The organism is Roseibium sp., assembly GCF_965229775.1.
Taxonomy (GTDB): domain Bacteria; phylum Pseudomonadota; class Alphaproteobacteria; order Rhizobiales; family Stappiaceae; genus Roseibium.
The window spans coordinates 2,173,229-2,187,485 of the sequence record NZ_OZ245929.1 but is presented as its reverse complement, the minus strand read 5'-3'; the positions used below and the strand labels follow the sequence as shown (position 1 = coordinate 2,187,485).

Here is a 14,257-nt window from a genome sequence, read left to right as displayed (position 1 = left end):
GACCCTAGTCCGCGGTCCTGCGCAGGAACCCGTCGGGCGCGACGGTGATCTGCAGCTTGTCCTCGATCGACTTGTCGATTTCGAATTCGGGATGCTGTTCCAGGAACGCCCAGACGGCTGTCTTGGGATTGTCGCCCTTTTTCCAGGGCCGGTCATGAATGAGCTCGGGCGGCAGGTCCTCGATCACCGTGTCGAAAACGCAGCAATAGCTGTCCCTGGTGACCAGCGGCGCATAGGCTTCAAGTTCGGCGAGGACATGCTCGTGGGTGTGGTTGCTGTCCAGGGACACGAGGACCTTTCCCTTCCAGCCGGCTGCGGCGCGCACCTGCGACAGGATCCCCTCATCGACCGACGACCCTTCCAGCATGTCAATCCGTGCCGACATCGGGTGGGCTTCAATGAAGGCCCTGTTGTGCGGCCGGATATCGATATCGATCCCGAGCACGGTGCGCTTGGGTTTGCGGGGATCGAGGAGCTCTCCGCTTTCGGTTGCCTCGCAAAGATCGATCATTGCCAGCAGGGACGCGGACAGGATCAGTGATCCGCCGTGCGCGATGCCCGTTTCAATGATCAGGTCGGGTTTGACCTGCCAGACCAGTTCCTGAAAGGCGACGATATCCTGCGGATACTGGATTATCGGCCTGCCGAGCCAGGAGAAGTTGTACGAGTACTTGTGAATGGCGGAGTGGAGCAGCCAGTCGCGGGTCTTTTGATGCAGCGCGCGGTCTTCGCCGAGGGCGGCGATGTTCCCGGAGACCTCGTTGAGGAACTGATGATACGGATCGGACATAAAAACCTCGAATTCCTCTTAACGATCAATCGATGACTGCGTAGGACAGCGCCGGCGTAAACGGAAACCGCCTGACCTGCAGATTGTTCAGGCCGACCGCTTCCATCACGGCAAGTGTTTCGCCGGGCCAGTAGGACTGGTTCAGTTCGTCGAACGCGATCACGGCCCCTTTCGGCATGCGCGGCAAAAAGGCTTTCAGCGCGGCAATGGTGGGCTCGAACAGATCAAAATCAAGATAAAGCAGCGACACGACCGTGTGCGGGTTGTCTTCGACATATTCGGGAATCGTCTGCAGCGCGTCCCCCTTTACCAGTTCCATCTTGTTGACGTGGCCAACAAGGCGGTTCTGATCATAGAGTTTGACGCCCGCGCGCAGTTCCTCCTCACCATCAAAGCGATAGCCCCCGGTCTTGCGATGAGACAACTCCCCGTCTCCGTTCTCGTTCGCCCCGTCTTTTTCGGTGAGTTCGGGAAACCCGTCGAACGTGTCGAAGCCGATGATTTTCCTGTTGTGGTTCACCGGCTCGTAGATTGCGCTGAGCTGCGCCCAGGTAAACAGCCCGCCGCCCATGAACACGCCGCACTCGACGATCGACCCATGTACGTTGACGATCTGCTCGAAGAGCGCGTTCTTCGCCAGAAACAGAGCAAGCGTCTGTCGCGGCACGAAGCGGGTGAAGTTTTCGAGCTTGTTCAACGTCGTCCCGCGCGACTGCTCGAAATACGGGCCGATGTCTTCCCGGTACCGATGCTCATTCGAGTTCTGGTTCTTTGGATCGCGGAGGGAGAATTCTTCGTTCGACACCTTGTCGTTCCTTGCAGTTCAAGCCTTGGCTTGTGAGGTGAGCCTGGTATTCGCCTTGATGCCGGTCACAATCGTCCGGCCCGAACCGATCACACTGTCGTCGCCTATGCTGAGACCCGGTTCGACAAAAATACCCGTTCCGAATCTTACCCTGTTGCCAATCGAAACATTTCCGGAGGTGAAGACACCCGGACCAAAGGCACAACTCGATCCCAGAACGTTGCCATGTTCAAGCGCAACATTCGCCGACACGAAATTGTTGTCCTTCAGGCGGCTTCCCGCACCGATATAGACATGTCCCAGAATAACGTTTCCAACGCCCAGTTCGACGCCGGACCGGATGTCAGCGCTCGGATCGATGACGTTGACGAAACGCACGCCCTGTTCGACCAGTGAATTGAAAACGCGATCGCGTTCTTCCAGATTGCTGTTGAAAGCAAGAACGCCCGCGTCGACCTTTCCGTCCGACACGTCGCTCAGGAACATGTCCAGATTGCCGGCCACCGGTAGCCCGAGCACGGACTTGCCGTGAAACCGGTCATCGCGGTCGTAGATTGCCGCCGCATGGAGTGCGGGGATCCGGGCGAGCGCGTCCGCAACGATTAGTGCACCGCCCCCGGAAACGCCGCCGATGATACCGACGCGGGTGCCCGTATCGAACCCAAGGCGCGCCTTGTCTCCGACGTCCCTGGCCATGAAATCCAGAACGGCCTGTTCGGTGACCCGGTTGTCGCCCGCGAATTCCTGGACACTCCCGAGATCGAGACCGTTTCTGGCGATCAGCAGTTCCGCCTTCTTGGTCGGCGCCGGGATCGACGATGATGCCTCGGCAAGCGCTGCAAGGTGGCCCTCAAGATCAAATCGGGGATCTTCCGAGCAGAAGCCTATGACCTGATCGACCTTCAGGGTGTCTCCCTCCTGCGCGAGCGGGAAGACGAAACCTTCGACTTCCGCGGACACTTCAATCGTCGCCTTCGTCGTTTCCAGGATACAAAGGTCATCGCCCGGGGAAACCCTGTCTCCGGGGTTCACCAACCAGTCTTGAAGCTGGGCTTCCGTGTCGTTGACCCCCAGAAAGGGCACACAAATGTCAGTGGTCATGACAGGACCTCGAAAATCGCGTTTTTGATCGCCGCTTCGTTCAGGATCACATCCGCTTCCAGATGCCGGGCGGCCGGAATGGCGACAGGTCTGGCCGCAAGGCGCACAACCTGCTTGGGCGGTGCTCCGCTTTCCAGCATGCGCGCCATGACCTCGCCGGCCCAGCCAAATCCCAGCGTCCCCTGTTCGGCGATCAGGACCGGCACATTCCTTGGTATCTGCCCGATGGCCTTGTCAAGCGTCTCGATGTCGTTGATGCAGGCAGGCGCGATCAGGACACCGTGGATTTCCTCATCCGCCAGCTCATCAAGGACGGCTGCCGACAACGAAGCGGCCCCCCCGTATCCGACGATCGCAACGTCGGGAACGGCGTTTTCCGGAAAGTTGGCCGCAATTACCGTCGGAAGCTTGCCCTTGCCCTCGATTTCCGTCACCGACAAGCGGGAAAAGGCGTCAGGATAAAGGTGCTGCGGATAGTCCCCTTTGTCTTCCACGAAAAGCGTCGGAACCTCGCTTTTCAGGATCACCTTCTCCAGCAGATCGCCTGGATTGTGAAGGCGGCTGGGGGCGACGACATCGCGACCCGGAACGCCGAAAAACAGCTTTTCAAGGCTCTGGCTGTGGGTCGGTCCGTATCCGCGCGCGCCGCCGACGGGCGTCCTGATCACGGTCGGCACCTTGACCTTTTCGCCGTACATCAGCGGAAACTTCGCTGCGCTGTTCACGATCTGGTCGACGCAAAGCGTCATGAAATCGCCGAACATGATCTCGGCCACCGGCCGCAATCCGCGCATTGCCATGCCGGTCGCAACGCCGACAATGGCGCTTTCGGAAATCGGGGTCGTGTGCAGGCGCTCCGGATACTTCGTCGACAGACCCTTCGTCGCCTTGAACGCGCCGCCGTAGGGATCAAGAATATCCTCGCCGATCACGTGTACCGTGGGATCCGAAGCCAGGCAGCGGTCCAGCGCGTCTCTCACGCTGTCAATGTAGAGCGTCACGGGCGATCCTCCGAAAGCCGGTGAACGATGCCGTCGAGGCGCTCCTTGACCTCCGCTTCGATCTCGCCGACCTGCGCCTCCAGCCCGGCCTGCCTGGCGAGCAGATTGATCGGATCCCTTTGCCGGTACCGTTCGATCTCGCTCCGGTCGCGGAAATCGTCGCCCTTGGAGTGCGGCGCAAATCTGTAGGTTTCCATGAAGATCAGCTGCGGGCGCATGCTGGAGCGGGCCCGTGCCACCGCGCCGGATGCCGCCTCTGCGACCGCATGCACGTCCATGCCGTCCAATCGATGGGTCTCGATGCCGAAGGCTTCGCCGCGGCCGGACAGATCACCGGCATGCTGCAGCTCAAACGGTGTCGTCTGGGCATACCGGTTGTGTTCAACGGAAAAAATCATCGGGACGTCCCACAGCGAAGCGATGTTCATTGCCTCGTAGAGGGCGCCTTCGCCGAAGGTTCCGTCCCCCAGGTTCACGACGGCGACGCTGCCGGTTCCCTTCAGTTTTTCGGCCAGCGCCATGCCGACCACGATCGGGGCACCCGCACCCTGTATCCCGTTGGTATAGAAATTCCGGAGCTGGACATGCTGGCTGCCGCCGATGCCTCCGCAGACCCCGTCCGGATGGCCCATCACCTCTGCGATCAGGCCCTCGACGTCATCGCTATATGCGATGTAGTGACCGTGGCCGCGGTGGTTTGAAAAGACGATGTCGCGGTCAAGATCCAGAGCGGATGCGATGCCGACCGCACAGGCCTCCTGCCCGATGCAGGTATGCACTGTGCCGGCAAGCCGTCCACTCGAGAACAGCTCCAGCAACCGCTCTTCGAGTTTCCTTATCGTGATCATCCGGCGGAGAAAAATCTCCGATGAATCGCTCGTTCTCGACATTCCAGTTCCGGCATGCGCAGCAATGTGTCGTTGACAGTGCGTTCCCGACCGCTGCACCCGCTTTTCATGCACCGTGTGAAAAAGACTTCGCGCCGCCGAGGATGGAACCTGCACCGGCGGGGACAGATTAGCCTGTGCTTAGGCCTCTTCGCGCGCGACTTGTCAACTACCTTTGCCCCGAATTGTCGGCAAATTGCCGTTGGAGAACGTTCGAGACCGGCGCGGCTTTCGTTTTGAGCCGTGCAGCGGCGGTCACCTGCCTACATGCACGTGTTGCACAACACGGTCCGGGATGAGCGCGTTTGCAATTGGCTTGACCTCCCGAATCTTCAAACAATCTTCAAAAACCACTTGATCGCAGCGCATTGCCATCGTAGCGAGACACACCTTTCACCCACTGCGGTATCAAAGACAGCATCGAGCGCGACGTCCATGTCCAACACTTCAGGCAATGCCGGCGAGACCTACTTCCAGCGAAAGGTCCGCAAGCTGACCAACAAGGCGAAGCGGGCGTATCGCGTCTGGATCCTGCGCGACCCGTTCCCAACGGAAGTTCGCAGGTGGTTCGCGGACAAGGGAGACGAAACGCTGCGGCTCGACTACGACCTGAACGAAACCTCGGTGGTCTTTGATGTCGGTGGTTACCAGGGTGATTTCGCGGACAAGATCTCGGACCGCTACAACTGCCATGTCTACGTATTCGAGCCAAGCAAGGACTTTTACGACGCGTGCGTCGCGCGTTTCGAAAACAACGACAAGGTCAGATGTTTCAATTTCGGCCTGGGCCACCTGAACGAGACGGTCAGTCTTTCGGATGCCGCCGATGCGTCCTCGACCAAACTCGGCCAGCCGGAGGACGCGTCAACGTCGGTTTCCATCCGGAAATTCTCGGAGGTCGTGCGGGAACTTGAGGTCGACCACATCGATCTCATCAAGATCAATATCGAGGGCGGCGAGTTTGATCTGCTGCCGCACATGATGTCGGATCCGATGATCACCGAAATCGACAACATCCAGGTGCAGTTCCACACCTTCATCAAGGATGCAAAGAAGATGCGCCGGGCGATCTTGAAGAAGCTGAGCGAAACCCACAAATGCGACTGGTGCTACACGTTCGTCTGGGAAAACTGGAGCAGGTAGCTACCGTTTCGAGCGCCGGCGGCCGGGCCTTTCACGAAACGAACCTTGCAAGGATTGCGCCGACCAGGCGGATCAAAGCCTGTTTCTCGCCGCGCTGATCATCTTCCTCAGTTTGAAGCGCGTCTTGTTTTTCACATGCTCCTTTTCAGCAAAGAGGCTGTGCCTTCGCCCGGCCGCGCCACTCCATCCCGTCGTTGCTGCCTTGGCCAGAACGGCGAAGATGTTGTACTCGCGGAGAACCTTCCGCTTCGCTTCGCGCATGTGCTCGCCGACGCGTTCCGCCTCGTCCGATTCGATCAGCCGCTTGATCGTTTCGATTGCGCCGTCTTCGTCGGCAAGGTCGAAAGGTGAAACAGCGCGCAGGTCGAAGTACTGCGAGATGTTCGAACAGCCGTAATAGATGGGGTATGTATTCGTGAGGAACGGATCCGACAGTTTCTCCGTCCAGTAGTCGTCATAACTGCTGTTCTCGATCGCAATGTGATACCGGTACGCGGAGAGCACTTCCAGCTTGTCGCCGAAGTCGTTTATGTTCCGGCCAAAGAGATCAATCTCGTCTCCGAAATAGGCCTTCAGCCTGCGCACGAATTCCAGACGGGCTCGGTGGCCTTCCGTAAATGCCTTGTTCGATGTGACGACGGAGACCGATTTCGTCTTGGCGGGCTGAAACCCCTCGAAATCATCCAGTGTCATCGGCTCTGCCAGCATGGCGCCGGTCTTGTCCCGGACACCGACATGCCATGGCAATGCCAATTGCCCGAAGATGACATTTGGATGCCGCGTGCTTCTGTCCGTCGTCAGGACACGGTCGAATTGCGCCAGGAAGCCGTGGTGGTAGGTTTTCACGCTTGCCGGCTCGGAGGCAATGAACATGCTGCGCAGCGCACTCAGACGGCCTGACAGGTCATCGGGTACGGCGTCGTAGACGAAGACGATGTCGCAGTTATCGAAGCCGCCTGAAAAGACGAATTCGACATCGTCCCAGACCGGCCGGGATCCTGGAAACTGGCGTTCCCAATGCCATTGCGGCGCCGATGAAACGAACCCGGCCCTGATCAAGCGTGCCTCCTGACCTTGATTTCGCACTTTCGGTTCACGGCTGCCCTGTCTCCCCAACGCGCGTTTTTGAAAAACGCCGTTTCTGGTCTCTCTCTAAGCGGTCGCAGTGCGGACCTGTTCAGCCCACAGAAACCACTCGTAGGTCGTTTTGATCCCGTCTTCCAGGGCGCGCTGCGGTTGCCAGCCCATGGCCTTGAGCTTGCTGCCGTCCATGAGCTTGCGCGGCGTGCCGTCCGGCTTGCTGAGGTCGTGCGTGATTTCGCCTTCGAACCCGACCACGCGGCAGACCAGCTTCGTCAGGTCCAGGATGGAACAGTCCGTTCCGCTGCCGACATTGACGTGTTCATACCCGGAGTAGTTCTCCATGAGGAATACCAGGGCATCCGCGCAGTCGTCCGCGTGCAGGAATTCCCGTCTGGGCGAACCGGTTCCCCACATGACAAGTTCCCTGTCTCCCCGCAGCTTCGCCTCATGCGCCTTGCGGATGAGAGCCGGGAGCACATGACTGGTCTCCAGGTCGAAATTGTCGCCCGGTCCGTAAAGATTGGTCGGCATTGCGGAGATGAAATCGCAGCCATGCTGCTTGCGATAGGCCTGTGCCAGCTTGATGCCGGCGATCTTCGCGATCGCATACCATTCGTTGGTCGGTTCCAGCGGACCGGTCAGGAGAGAGTCTTCCACGATCGGCTGATCGGCGAATTTCGGATAGATGCATGACGACCCAAGAAACAGGAGTTTCTCAACGCCAACGCGAAAGGAGGCCTCAATGAGGTTCGCTTCGATCATCAGATTGTCGTATAGAAAGTCTGCCGGACGCGTATCGTTGGCCGCGATGCCGCCGACTTTCGCGGCTGCCAGAAAGACGAGGTCGGGCCGCGTCTTCTCCATCCAGGCGTCGACGGAGGCCTGCTGCTTGAGATCAAGCTCCTTGCGGTCTGCCGTCAGGATCTCGCAGTTTTCCGCCTGGAGGCGACGCACGATCGCGCTACCGACCATGCCATTGTGGCCAGCGACAAAAATGCGCTTGCCTGCAAGGCCGCACTTGTTCGGGACCTCATGTCCCTTCCGGTCATTCGCCTGCATGCAGCCTGCCCTTCATTGCCCGTCCTTGATCGCCGGCAATCCGCGGCCGCTCAGCTCCCGCGGCAGGGCTTCCAGATCGGAGCGCACCATTTGCCGCACCATATCTTCGAAGGACGTCTGCGGCGCCCATCCGAGCACGCGCTGGGCCTTGCTGGCGTCGCCGATCAGCAGGTCGACCTCGGTCGGGCGGAAGTAGCGGGGGTCAACAGAGACGAGCAGTTTGCCGGTGTCCGCGTCGAACCCCTTCTCATCAACGCCGGTTCCTTCCCACCTGACCGTCACGTCCACTTCCGCAAACGCCATATCGACGAACTCGCGTACGGAGTGCTTTTCTCCGGTTGCCAGAACATAGTCATCGGATTTGTCTTGCTGCAGGATCCGCCACATGCCTTCGACATAGTCCCTGGCATGTCCCCAATCCCGCTCCGCGTCCAGGTTCCCCAGGAACAACTGGTCCTGCAGCCCGAGCTTGATGGCCGCGACCGCGCGGGTGATCTTGCGGGTCACGAAGGTTTCGCCGCGGATCGGGCTTTCGTGGTTGAACAGGATCCCGTTGCTGGCATGGATGCCATAGGCCTCGCGGTAGTTCACCACGATCCAGTATCCGTAGAGCTTGGCCGCAGCGTAGGGACTGCGCGGATAAAAGGGCGTCGTTTCCGACTGCGGAATTTCCTGGACCTTGCCGTAAAGCTCCGATGTGGACGCCTGATAGAACCGGGTCTTCTGTGTCAGGTTGAGCAGCCGGATCGCCTCGAGGAGACGCAGTGTTCCGAGCGCATCCGCATTTCCGGTATATTCGGGCGTCTCGAAGGAAACCTGAACGTGGCTCTGGGCGGCAAGGTTATAGACCTCGTCGGGCTGGACTTCCTGCATGATGCGGATCAGATTGGTCGCGTCCGTCATGTCGCCATAGTGCAGGTGCAGCCTGACGTCGCTCTCATGAGGGTCCTGATACAGGTGGTCAATCCTGCCGGTATTGAAGGAGGAGGACCGGCGCTTGATCCCGTGGACGGTGTATCCCTTGCCCAGCAGAAGTTCCGCGAGATATGCACCGTCTTGGCCTGTTATTCCGGTCACGAGGGCGGTTTTGGTCATTTGCTCGTTGCTTTTCGTTGGGTCCGCTTCTGGTCGTCGATCCGTTGGAACTCACGTTCGCGTTCGGCTCGGTCCGCCCAGTTAACGCAAGCGGCCTTCAGAAGCAACAAAACCCGGCATGTCCATCTCCCTCTGAATGCCTTCAATTACCGTGAGCAAGCGGGGTTGGCCTGATATCCACCCGGCAACGACGGTCCCGATATATCTTTCCCTGACCCCGAAGACCCTCACAAGTTCCACTGGATTTCTCTTCTTGCCCTTGGCATAAGGTGGTCATCCTTGCGGCCGGCCATGAACGAACCGGCCCCAACCCGTTTTTCGCCAGATGGATTAATGTCCCTGAAACCAGATCTGGATGTCACTCTCGTTTCCGGTGCGCGCCCAGCGCTGCTCGAGACAACGCTCAAGAGCTTTTCTGCGTTTCTTTTCAAGAATTTCGAACTGCAAACCTGCTTCGTCAACATCGACCCCTTTGAAGGCGGTCCCGACGAAGTGGCCGCCTGCGAGGCAATCTGCCGGAGCGTCTTTAAAAATGTCGTCACGCGCACGCCCGAAAAACCGCACTTCACCCGTGCCGTAAAATGGCTCTGGAGCCAGCCCCGGAGCGCGTGGTGTTTTCACCTGGAAGACGACTGGATGCTTGAACGGGAGGTGACAAGCGAGGAATTCACGGCTGCACACGAGCGGCGCGTTGCCCAGATCACGCTCATGACCCGCGAAAAGAACTGGGGGTACCGGTCGAGATTTCACTATGAGCCGAGCCGGTTCGTGGTTCTGGGCCGCGACTTCGGCAAGAGCGTCAACAAGAAACGCCCGATCTTCACGACAAGCCCGAGTTTCGTGCGCCGGGAATTTGCGCTGCGCTGCTCGGAGCTGCTGGACGAGACACTGGATCCCGAAAAGCAGCTGAACTATCTGAACCCGGCCCTGAACAGCTTCACGTCGAAATTCAGGAACAGGTTTATCGGCAAACGGCGTGAATATGTGGCACGCGACATCGGCCGGCAGCATCGCGACGAACGCGGTATCACGAAGACGGTCGAAGACGGATCCAGTGTTTGGGTCAAGCCCGAGCAGAGCTGAGCGGACGGCGGATGTTCGGCACGGCGACGGCTATGAGAACCGGGTCGCCCTTTGTGCCGGGGTATCGAAATCGAAGCCGAACACATCTATTTCCGTGGCGTACCAGTCGGCGACGATCCGAATGCTGGTCTCGTCGTAGAAGTCCCTGAAATCGGAACCGGCGTTCTTTGAAACGTTCTTGCGCTCCAGGCTGTCCGGAATGCCAAAGTAATCCGCCACTTCCCGGCCGAGATGTTCCTGGCGCAGTATATCGACGGCAATGTTTCCCGCCTCATCGACCAGGTAGTCGTGTTGCGGGTACCAGCCCAGCGATGCCCGGTGCCAGAAAAAATCCTTTTGCCCCCACTCGTGCCGCGTCTCGAGAAATCGAGCGAAATCGCTCCTGGTCATCTGCAAGTCGAGTTCGTGGCTCTGCCGTGTCTGGATGTAGAACTTGAACCGGGAAAAGGTCCGGGCCCATGGGTTGCGGATGACGGCGAAAGGTATCGTGCCCTTGCGAACGGATATGTCGATATCCCTCAAACGCGCGTGTTCGTATCCGGGGTGCATCCCGTTTGACGCCATGTAGCCCTTGAGGTCATCGGCATAGGCTTTGCTGACGAGGCGTCTTCGATGGGCGATGACGATCCTGTCCTTCAGCGCCGGCGCCTCGCGGATTGCCATGCCGCCGTTCTTCGGGATGTGCACCAGAAGGTGTTTCCGGGGGACGATCCCGAAACGCGGAAGAGCGAATTTCAGGAGGTTCTTGAGCTGGTACTCGTCCATGTTGGCGTCTGGATCTTCTTCGTCGGCCGGGCCGTTCCGGTGCGGTCAGCGCCGCATGTCTATCTGGTGCTGCCTTATCCCAATCTTCCAATCCTGTCCATTCATGGGCTCGCCATCCAGGTTGAACTGAACCGTTTTCGCTGTCCGGATTTCGATGTTGCGCGCCTTGCGCTGCACGATGCCGTGTTTCATGCCGTCAACGCCGCTCTCCAGCAGCGTCGCCAGCAGGTCCGACACCTTTCCGGACTTCGGGAACGGAATGATCGTGAGGTCGAGCAGACCGTCATCCAGCTTGGCGCGCGGGCAAAGCCGGATGCCGCCCCCGGCCCTGCGGCCGTTGCCGATGGCAAGCGCGATGAAGGCCCCCTCCCATGCAAAATCCTCGGCCTCGATCCGGCCTTCGCATGCCGACAATTCCGAAAAACGGTGCAGGCCGGTGAACAGATAGGCAGCCCCGCCCAGCACCCGTTTCAGGTTCGGGTCGGTCTGTGATGTCACCTGGGTCCCGAAGCCGCCCGTCGCCATGTTGACGAAACAGCATCCATTGACCTCACCGACATCCGTCGGCTTGGCGCCCGCCCGCGCCGCAAAGCGCAGGCAGGCGGATACATCCGCCGGGTCCAGCCGGATATGACGCGCAAAGTCGTTGGCTGTTCCGAGCGGCAAGACGGCGAACGAAAACGGGGGCCTGTCGCCGGTGCCGAGTTCATGCAGAACGCTGTCGACCACTTCGTGAATGGTGCCGTCGCCACCGCCGCTCACCAGCGTGTCGATCCGCTCGGACCCGTGGTCGGCAAGGGCTTCCCGTGCAAGGCGCGCGGTGTCGCCGGCCTCGTAAGTCACCCGCACCGACACGTCATGGCCCATGTCGCGCACTGCGCTGATGGCTGCGCGGATATCGGTCCGGCCCGCGGACTTTCCGTTCAGGATCACCCGGAGATGCTGTTTTTCCGTCTGTCTCATAACGCTCCAGTCACATCGCACCTCGCCGAACCACGGCTCATTCGGGAAGCATTGTCTCCCGTCTTACCCGAGCGGTTTCGGCTTCTTCCGTCAACCACTTCCGGAAAGCGGACACGACGGGCCGCATGGTCCGGCCCTCGGGATAAACGAAGTAGTAGGCGGTCTGCTGATCAAGTGAAAGATCGAACAGGCGCACAAGTCGGCCGGATGCCAGTTCATCCTCGATGAACAGTTTCGGCATCAGGGCCGCCCCGGCATGATGTATCGCCGCTTCCGAGATCATGACGAATTGTTCGAAACGCGCGCCCTGAAAGGCGGTATCTGTTTCGACCCCGGCGAGGTCGAACCATTGCCGCCATGCCAGCGGCCGTGTCGCAAGCTGCAGACGGGGGACACGGGCCAGGTCCTGCGGCGAACGGATGTCATGCCGCTCCTTGAAGGCGCGGGAGGAAACAGGAATGACTTCCTCGGCAAAGAGCCGTTCCGCAATTGCGCCCGCCCAGACCGGATCACCGTGATGGATGGCCCCGTCGAACGGTTCCTCATCGAAATCGAACGGCTGCAGACGGACACTCAGATTGAGGCCCGCATCGGGATATTTTCGGCCGAACTCCGCCAGGCGCGGCGCCAGCCAGCGCGTTCCGAATGTCGGCAGAACCGCAAGATTGAGGACATCCGCGCTGCCCGCATAGGACATCACCTGGCGCGTCGCGGATGTCATCTGCTCCAGGGCGCCGCGAATGTCGTGAAGATAGATTCGCCCTGCATCGGTCAGGACAATGCGCTGGCGCACCCTCCTGAAAAGCTCCACGCCAAGCCTGGTTTCCAGGTGCCGGACCTGCTTTGAGATCGCGCCTTGCGTCAGGTGCAGTTCCTCGGCCGCACGCGTGAAGCTCAAATGGCGCGCAGCGCATTCAAAGGCAATCAGCGTGTCGGCAGAAGGAATAAAGGCGCGTCTCATTCAAAATCCCGGTTCATTCCATTTGGTCATGAATGTTGAACCAGGTTTCGCTTTAACGCAAACGTAAAACAGGACACACTGGCAAAATCAGAATGATCTCAAGCCATGTCGTGATCTACACGACCGCGCAGCCTTCGATACGATTGCCGGTATCCGGCACAGGAGAAGATCCATGAATGCACCCGTACAGATCAAATCCAGCCCATCCGGGGGCGGAGCCTTCGACTGGCAGGACCCCTTCCATCTGCGCGACCAGCTGCAGGAAGACGAGCAACTCATCCAGGACACGGCACGCGCCTACGCCCAGGAAAAGCTGCTGCCGCGCGTGATCGACGCTTATCGCGAAGAGACGACCGACCGGGCGATCTTCAACGAAATGGGTGAGCTCGGACTGCTTGGCGTCACCCTGCCGGAAGACTACGGCTGCGCCGGCGCATCCTATGTGTCCTACGGCGTGGTCGCCCGCGAGATCGAACGGGTCGATTCCGGTTACCGCTCCATGATGAGCGTGCAGTCCTCCCTCGTCATGTATCCGATTTACGCCTATGGCTCGGAAGAGCAGCGGCAAAAGTACCTGCCGAAACTGGCAAGCGGCGAATTTGTCGGCTGTTTCGGCCTCACCGAACCCGATGCGGGCTCCGATCCGGCGGGCATGCGCACCCGCGCGATCAAGACCGATAACGGCTATCGGCTCACCGGCAGCAAGATGTGGATCTCGAATGCACCGATCGCGGACGTCTTCGTGGTCTGGGCCAAGTCCGAGGCCCATGACGGCGCCATCCGGGGCTTCGTGCTGGACAAGGGCATGAAAGGCCTGAGCGCACCGAAGGTCGGCGGCAAACTCTCCCTGCGCGCATCGATCACCGGCGAAATCGTCATGGACGACGTGGACGTCGGCGAAGATGCGCTTTTGCCGAACGTGTCGGGCCTCAAGGGGCCGTTCGGCTGCCTCAATCGGGCCCGTTACGGCATCGCCTGGGGGACCATGGGCGCTGCGGAAGACTGCTGGATGCGGTCACGCCAATACGGGCTGGAACGCGAACAGTTCGGACGGCCGCTGGCGCAGACCCAGCTGTTCCAGAAAAAACTGGCCGACATGCAGACCGAAATCGCACTGGGCCTGCAGGCGGCCCTGCGGGTCGGCCAGCTGTTCGATGCCGGGCAGGTGTCGCCGGAGATGATCTCGATCATCAAGCGCAACAATTGCGGCAAGGCACTCGATATCGCCCGTCAGGCGCGCGACATGCATGGCGGCAACGGCATCCAGGAAGAATACCATGTCATGCGCCACAGCCAGAACCTTGAGACCGTCAACACCTACGAGGGCACGCACGACATCCATGCGCTGATCCTCGGACGTGCGCAGACCGGTCTCCAGGCTTTCTTCTGATCGAACTTCGAAGCACGGCGCGGGTTCACCCCGCGCTTTGCCTGCGCGCCAAGGCTTTTCAGATACACAGGCGGTGAACGGTTGATGTCCGCAAGGCCGAACGCGGCCGTCCCCGTGTGTCGGGTTGCGGT

At 59.8% G+C, this 14,257-nt stretch carries 14 protein-coding genes; 3 read left to right on the top strand and 11 right to left on the bottom strand.

All coding sequences use genetic code 11. The features are described 5' to 3' along the window. Positions 1 to 4 precede the first annotated feature (4 nt). The 5 genes from ACO07N_RS09965 to ACO07N_RS09945 are packed head-to-tail and all read right to left on the bottom strand — an operon-like array spanning position 5 to position 4,545. Entirely contained in the window at positions 5 to 790 is a 786-nt protein-coding gene (locus tag ACO07N_RS09965) for a cephalosporin hydroxylase family protein (protein WP_421980868.1), read from the bottom strand. A 25-nt stretch (positions 791 to 815) separates the two neighbouring features. Continuing rightward, positions 816 to 1,595 (bottom strand): TylF/MycF/NovP-related O-methyltransferase, encoded by a 780-nt coding sequence (locus ACO07N_RS09960; RefSeq protein ID WP_421980867.1) that lies wholly within the window; start codon positions 1,593 to 1,595, stop codon positions 816 to 818. Between the two features lie 18 nt (positions 1,596 to 1,613). Next, positions 1,614 to 2,696 (bottom strand): biotin/lipoyl-containing protein, encoded by a 1,083-nt coding sequence (locus ACO07N_RS09955; RefSeq protein ID WP_421980866.1) that lies wholly within the window; start codon positions 2,694 to 2,696, stop codon positions 1,614 to 1,616. Then, positions 2,693 to 3,697 (bottom strand): alpha-ketoacid dehydrogenase subunit beta, encoded by a 1,005-nt coding sequence (locus tag ACO07N_RS09950; RefSeq protein WP_421980865.1) that lies wholly within the window; start codon positions 3,695 to 3,697, stop codon positions 2,693 to 2,695. Before ACO07N_RS09950 ends, ACO07N_RS09955 begins: the two co-directional genes overlap by 4 nt. Beyond that, positions 3,694 to 4,545: a thiamine pyrophosphate-dependent dehydrogenase E1 component subunit alpha gene (locus ACO07N_RS09945; RefSeq protein ID WP_421980864.1), complete on the bottom strand. Its 852-nt coding sequence runs from the start codon at positions 4,543 to 4,545 to the stop codon at positions 3,694 to 3,696. The genes ACO07N_RS09950 and ACO07N_RS09945 overlap by 4 nt, the downstream gene beginning before the upstream one ends. A 474-nt stretch (positions 4,546 to 5,019) precedes the next feature. Here ACO07N_RS09945 and ACO07N_RS09940 point away from each other — a divergent pair, with 474 nt between their 5' ends. Continuing rightward, complete coding sequence (locus ACO07N_RS09940; RefSeq protein ID WP_421980863.1) at positions 5,020 to 5,727, top strand: FkbM family methyltransferase; 708 nt, start codon at positions 5,020 to 5,022, stop codon at positions 5,725 to 5,727. A 72-nt stretch (positions 5,728 to 5,799) separates the two neighbouring features. On the opposite strand, the gene ACO07N_RS09935 is transcribed toward ACO07N_RS09940, so the two are convergent. The 3 genes from ACO07N_RS09935 to gmd form a co-directional block, all read right to left on the bottom strand. Then, on the bottom strand, positions 5,800 to 6,786 hold the full coding sequence (locus ACO07N_RS09935; protein WP_421980862.1) for a glycosyltransferase family 10 domain-containing protein: 987 nt from the start codon (positions 6,784 to 6,786) through the stop codon (positions 5,800 to 5,802). Positions 6,787 to 6,879: 93 nt separating this feature from the next. After that, positions 6,880 to 7,869, bottom strand: a complete 990-nt coding sequence (gene fcl, locus ACO07N_RS09930; protein WP_421980861.1) for a GDP-L-fucose synthase — start codon at positions 7,867 to 7,869, stop codon at positions 6,880 to 6,882. A gap of 12 nt (positions 7,870 to 7,881) precedes the next feature. Continuing rightward, entirely contained in the window at positions 7,882 to 8,964 is a 1,083-nt protein-coding gene (gene gmd / locus ACO07N_RS09925) for a GDP-mannose 4,6-dehydratase (protein ID WP_421980860.1), read from the bottom strand. A gap of 333 nt (positions 8,965 to 9,297) precedes the next feature. Between gmd and ACO07N_RS09920 the strand changes: the two genes are divergently transcribed. After that, positions 9,298 to 10,047 (top strand): hypothetical protein, encoded by a 750-nt coding sequence (locus ACO07N_RS09920; RefSeq protein WP_421980859.1) that lies wholly within the window; start codon positions 9,298 to 9,300, stop codon positions 10,045 to 10,047. A gap of 30 nt (positions 10,048 to 10,077) precedes the next feature. Here the strand turns inward: ACO07N_RS09920 and ACO07N_RS09915 are convergent, their stop codons facing one another. From ACO07N_RS09915 to ACO07N_RS09905, 3 genes are read right to left on the bottom strand one after another with little or no spacing between them, the layout of a single operon-like run. Then, the gene (locus ACO07N_RS09915; protein WP_421980858.1) at positions 10,078 to 10,812 is read right to left on the bottom strand and encodes a hypothetical protein; all 735 of its coding nucleotides are present in this window, start codon (positions 10,810 to 10,812) and stop codon (positions 10,078 to 10,080) included. A gap of 45 nt (positions 10,813 to 10,857) precedes the next feature. Continuing rightward, the gene (gene yegS / locus ACO07N_RS09910; RefSeq protein ID WP_421980857.1) at positions 10,858 to 11,775 is read right to left on the bottom strand and encodes a lipid kinase YegS; all 918 of its coding nucleotides are present in this window, start codon (positions 11,773 to 11,775) and stop codon (positions 10,858 to 10,860) included. A 37-nt stretch (positions 11,776 to 11,812) separates the two neighbouring features. Continuing rightward, positions 11,813 to 12,736 (bottom strand): LysR substrate-binding domain-containing protein, encoded by a 924-nt coding sequence (locus ACO07N_RS09905; protein ID WP_319385249.1) that lies wholly within the window; start codon positions 12,734 to 12,736, stop codon positions 11,813 to 11,815. Between the two features lie 172 nt (positions 12,737 to 12,908). On the opposite strand from ACO07N_RS09905, the gene ACO07N_RS09900 reads away from it, so the two are divergent. Then, complete coding sequence (locus tag ACO07N_RS09900; protein WP_421980856.1) at positions 12,909 to 14,126, top strand: acyl-CoA dehydrogenase; 1,218 nt, start codon at positions 12,909 to 12,911, stop codon at positions 14,124 to 14,126. Positions 14,127 to 14,257: the final 131 nt, after the last annotated feature.

What these genes read in the sequence shown, in the direction of transcription:
- yegS (WP_421980857.1), bottom strand. Translation starts at nt 11,775, where the DNA reads ATGAGACAGACGGAAAAACAGCATCTCCGGGTGATCCTGAACGGAAAG.
- ACO07N_RS09915 (WP_421980858.1), bottom strand. Translation starts at nt 10,812, where the DNA reads ATGGACGAGTACCAGCTCAAGAACCTCCTGAAATTCGCTCTTCCGCGT.
- ACO07N_RS09940 (WP_421980863.1), top strand. Translation starts at nt 5,020, where the DNA reads ATGTCCAACACTTCAGGCAATGCCGGCGAGACCTACTTCCAGCGAAAG.
- ACO07N_RS09955 (WP_421980866.1), bottom strand. Translation starts at nt 2,696, where the DNA reads ATGACCACTGACATTTGTGTGCCCTTTCTGGGGGTCAACGACACGGAA.
- fcl (WP_421980861.1), bottom strand. Translation starts at nt 7,869, where the DNA reads ATGCAGGCGAATGACCGGAAGGGACATGAGGTCCCGAACAAGTGCGGC.
- ACO07N_RS09945 (WP_421980864.1), bottom strand. Translation starts at nt 4,545, where the DNA reads ATGATCACGATAAGGAAACTCGAAGAGCGGTTGCTGGAGCTGTTCTCG.
- ACO07N_RS09900 (WP_421980856.1), top strand. Translation starts at nt 12,909, where the DNA reads ATGAATGCACCCGTACAGATCAAATCCAGCCCATCCGGGGGCGGAGCC.
- ACO07N_RS09965 (WP_421980868.1), bottom strand. Translation starts at nt 790, where the DNA reads ATGTCCGATCCGTATCATCAGTTCCTCAACGAGGTCTCCGGGAACATC.
- ACO07N_RS09905 (WP_319385249.1), bottom strand. Translation starts at nt 12,736, where the DNA reads ATGAGACGCGCCTTTATTCCTTCTGCCGACACGCTGATTGCCTTTGAA.
- gmd (WP_421980860.1), bottom strand. Translation starts at nt 8,964, where the DNA reads ATGACCAAAACCGCCCTCGTGACCGGAATAACAGGCCAAGACGGTGCA.
- ACO07N_RS09920 (WP_421980859.1), top strand. Translation starts at nt 9,298, where the DNA reads ATGTCCCTGAAACCAGATCTGGATGTCACTCTCGTTTCCGGTGCGCGC.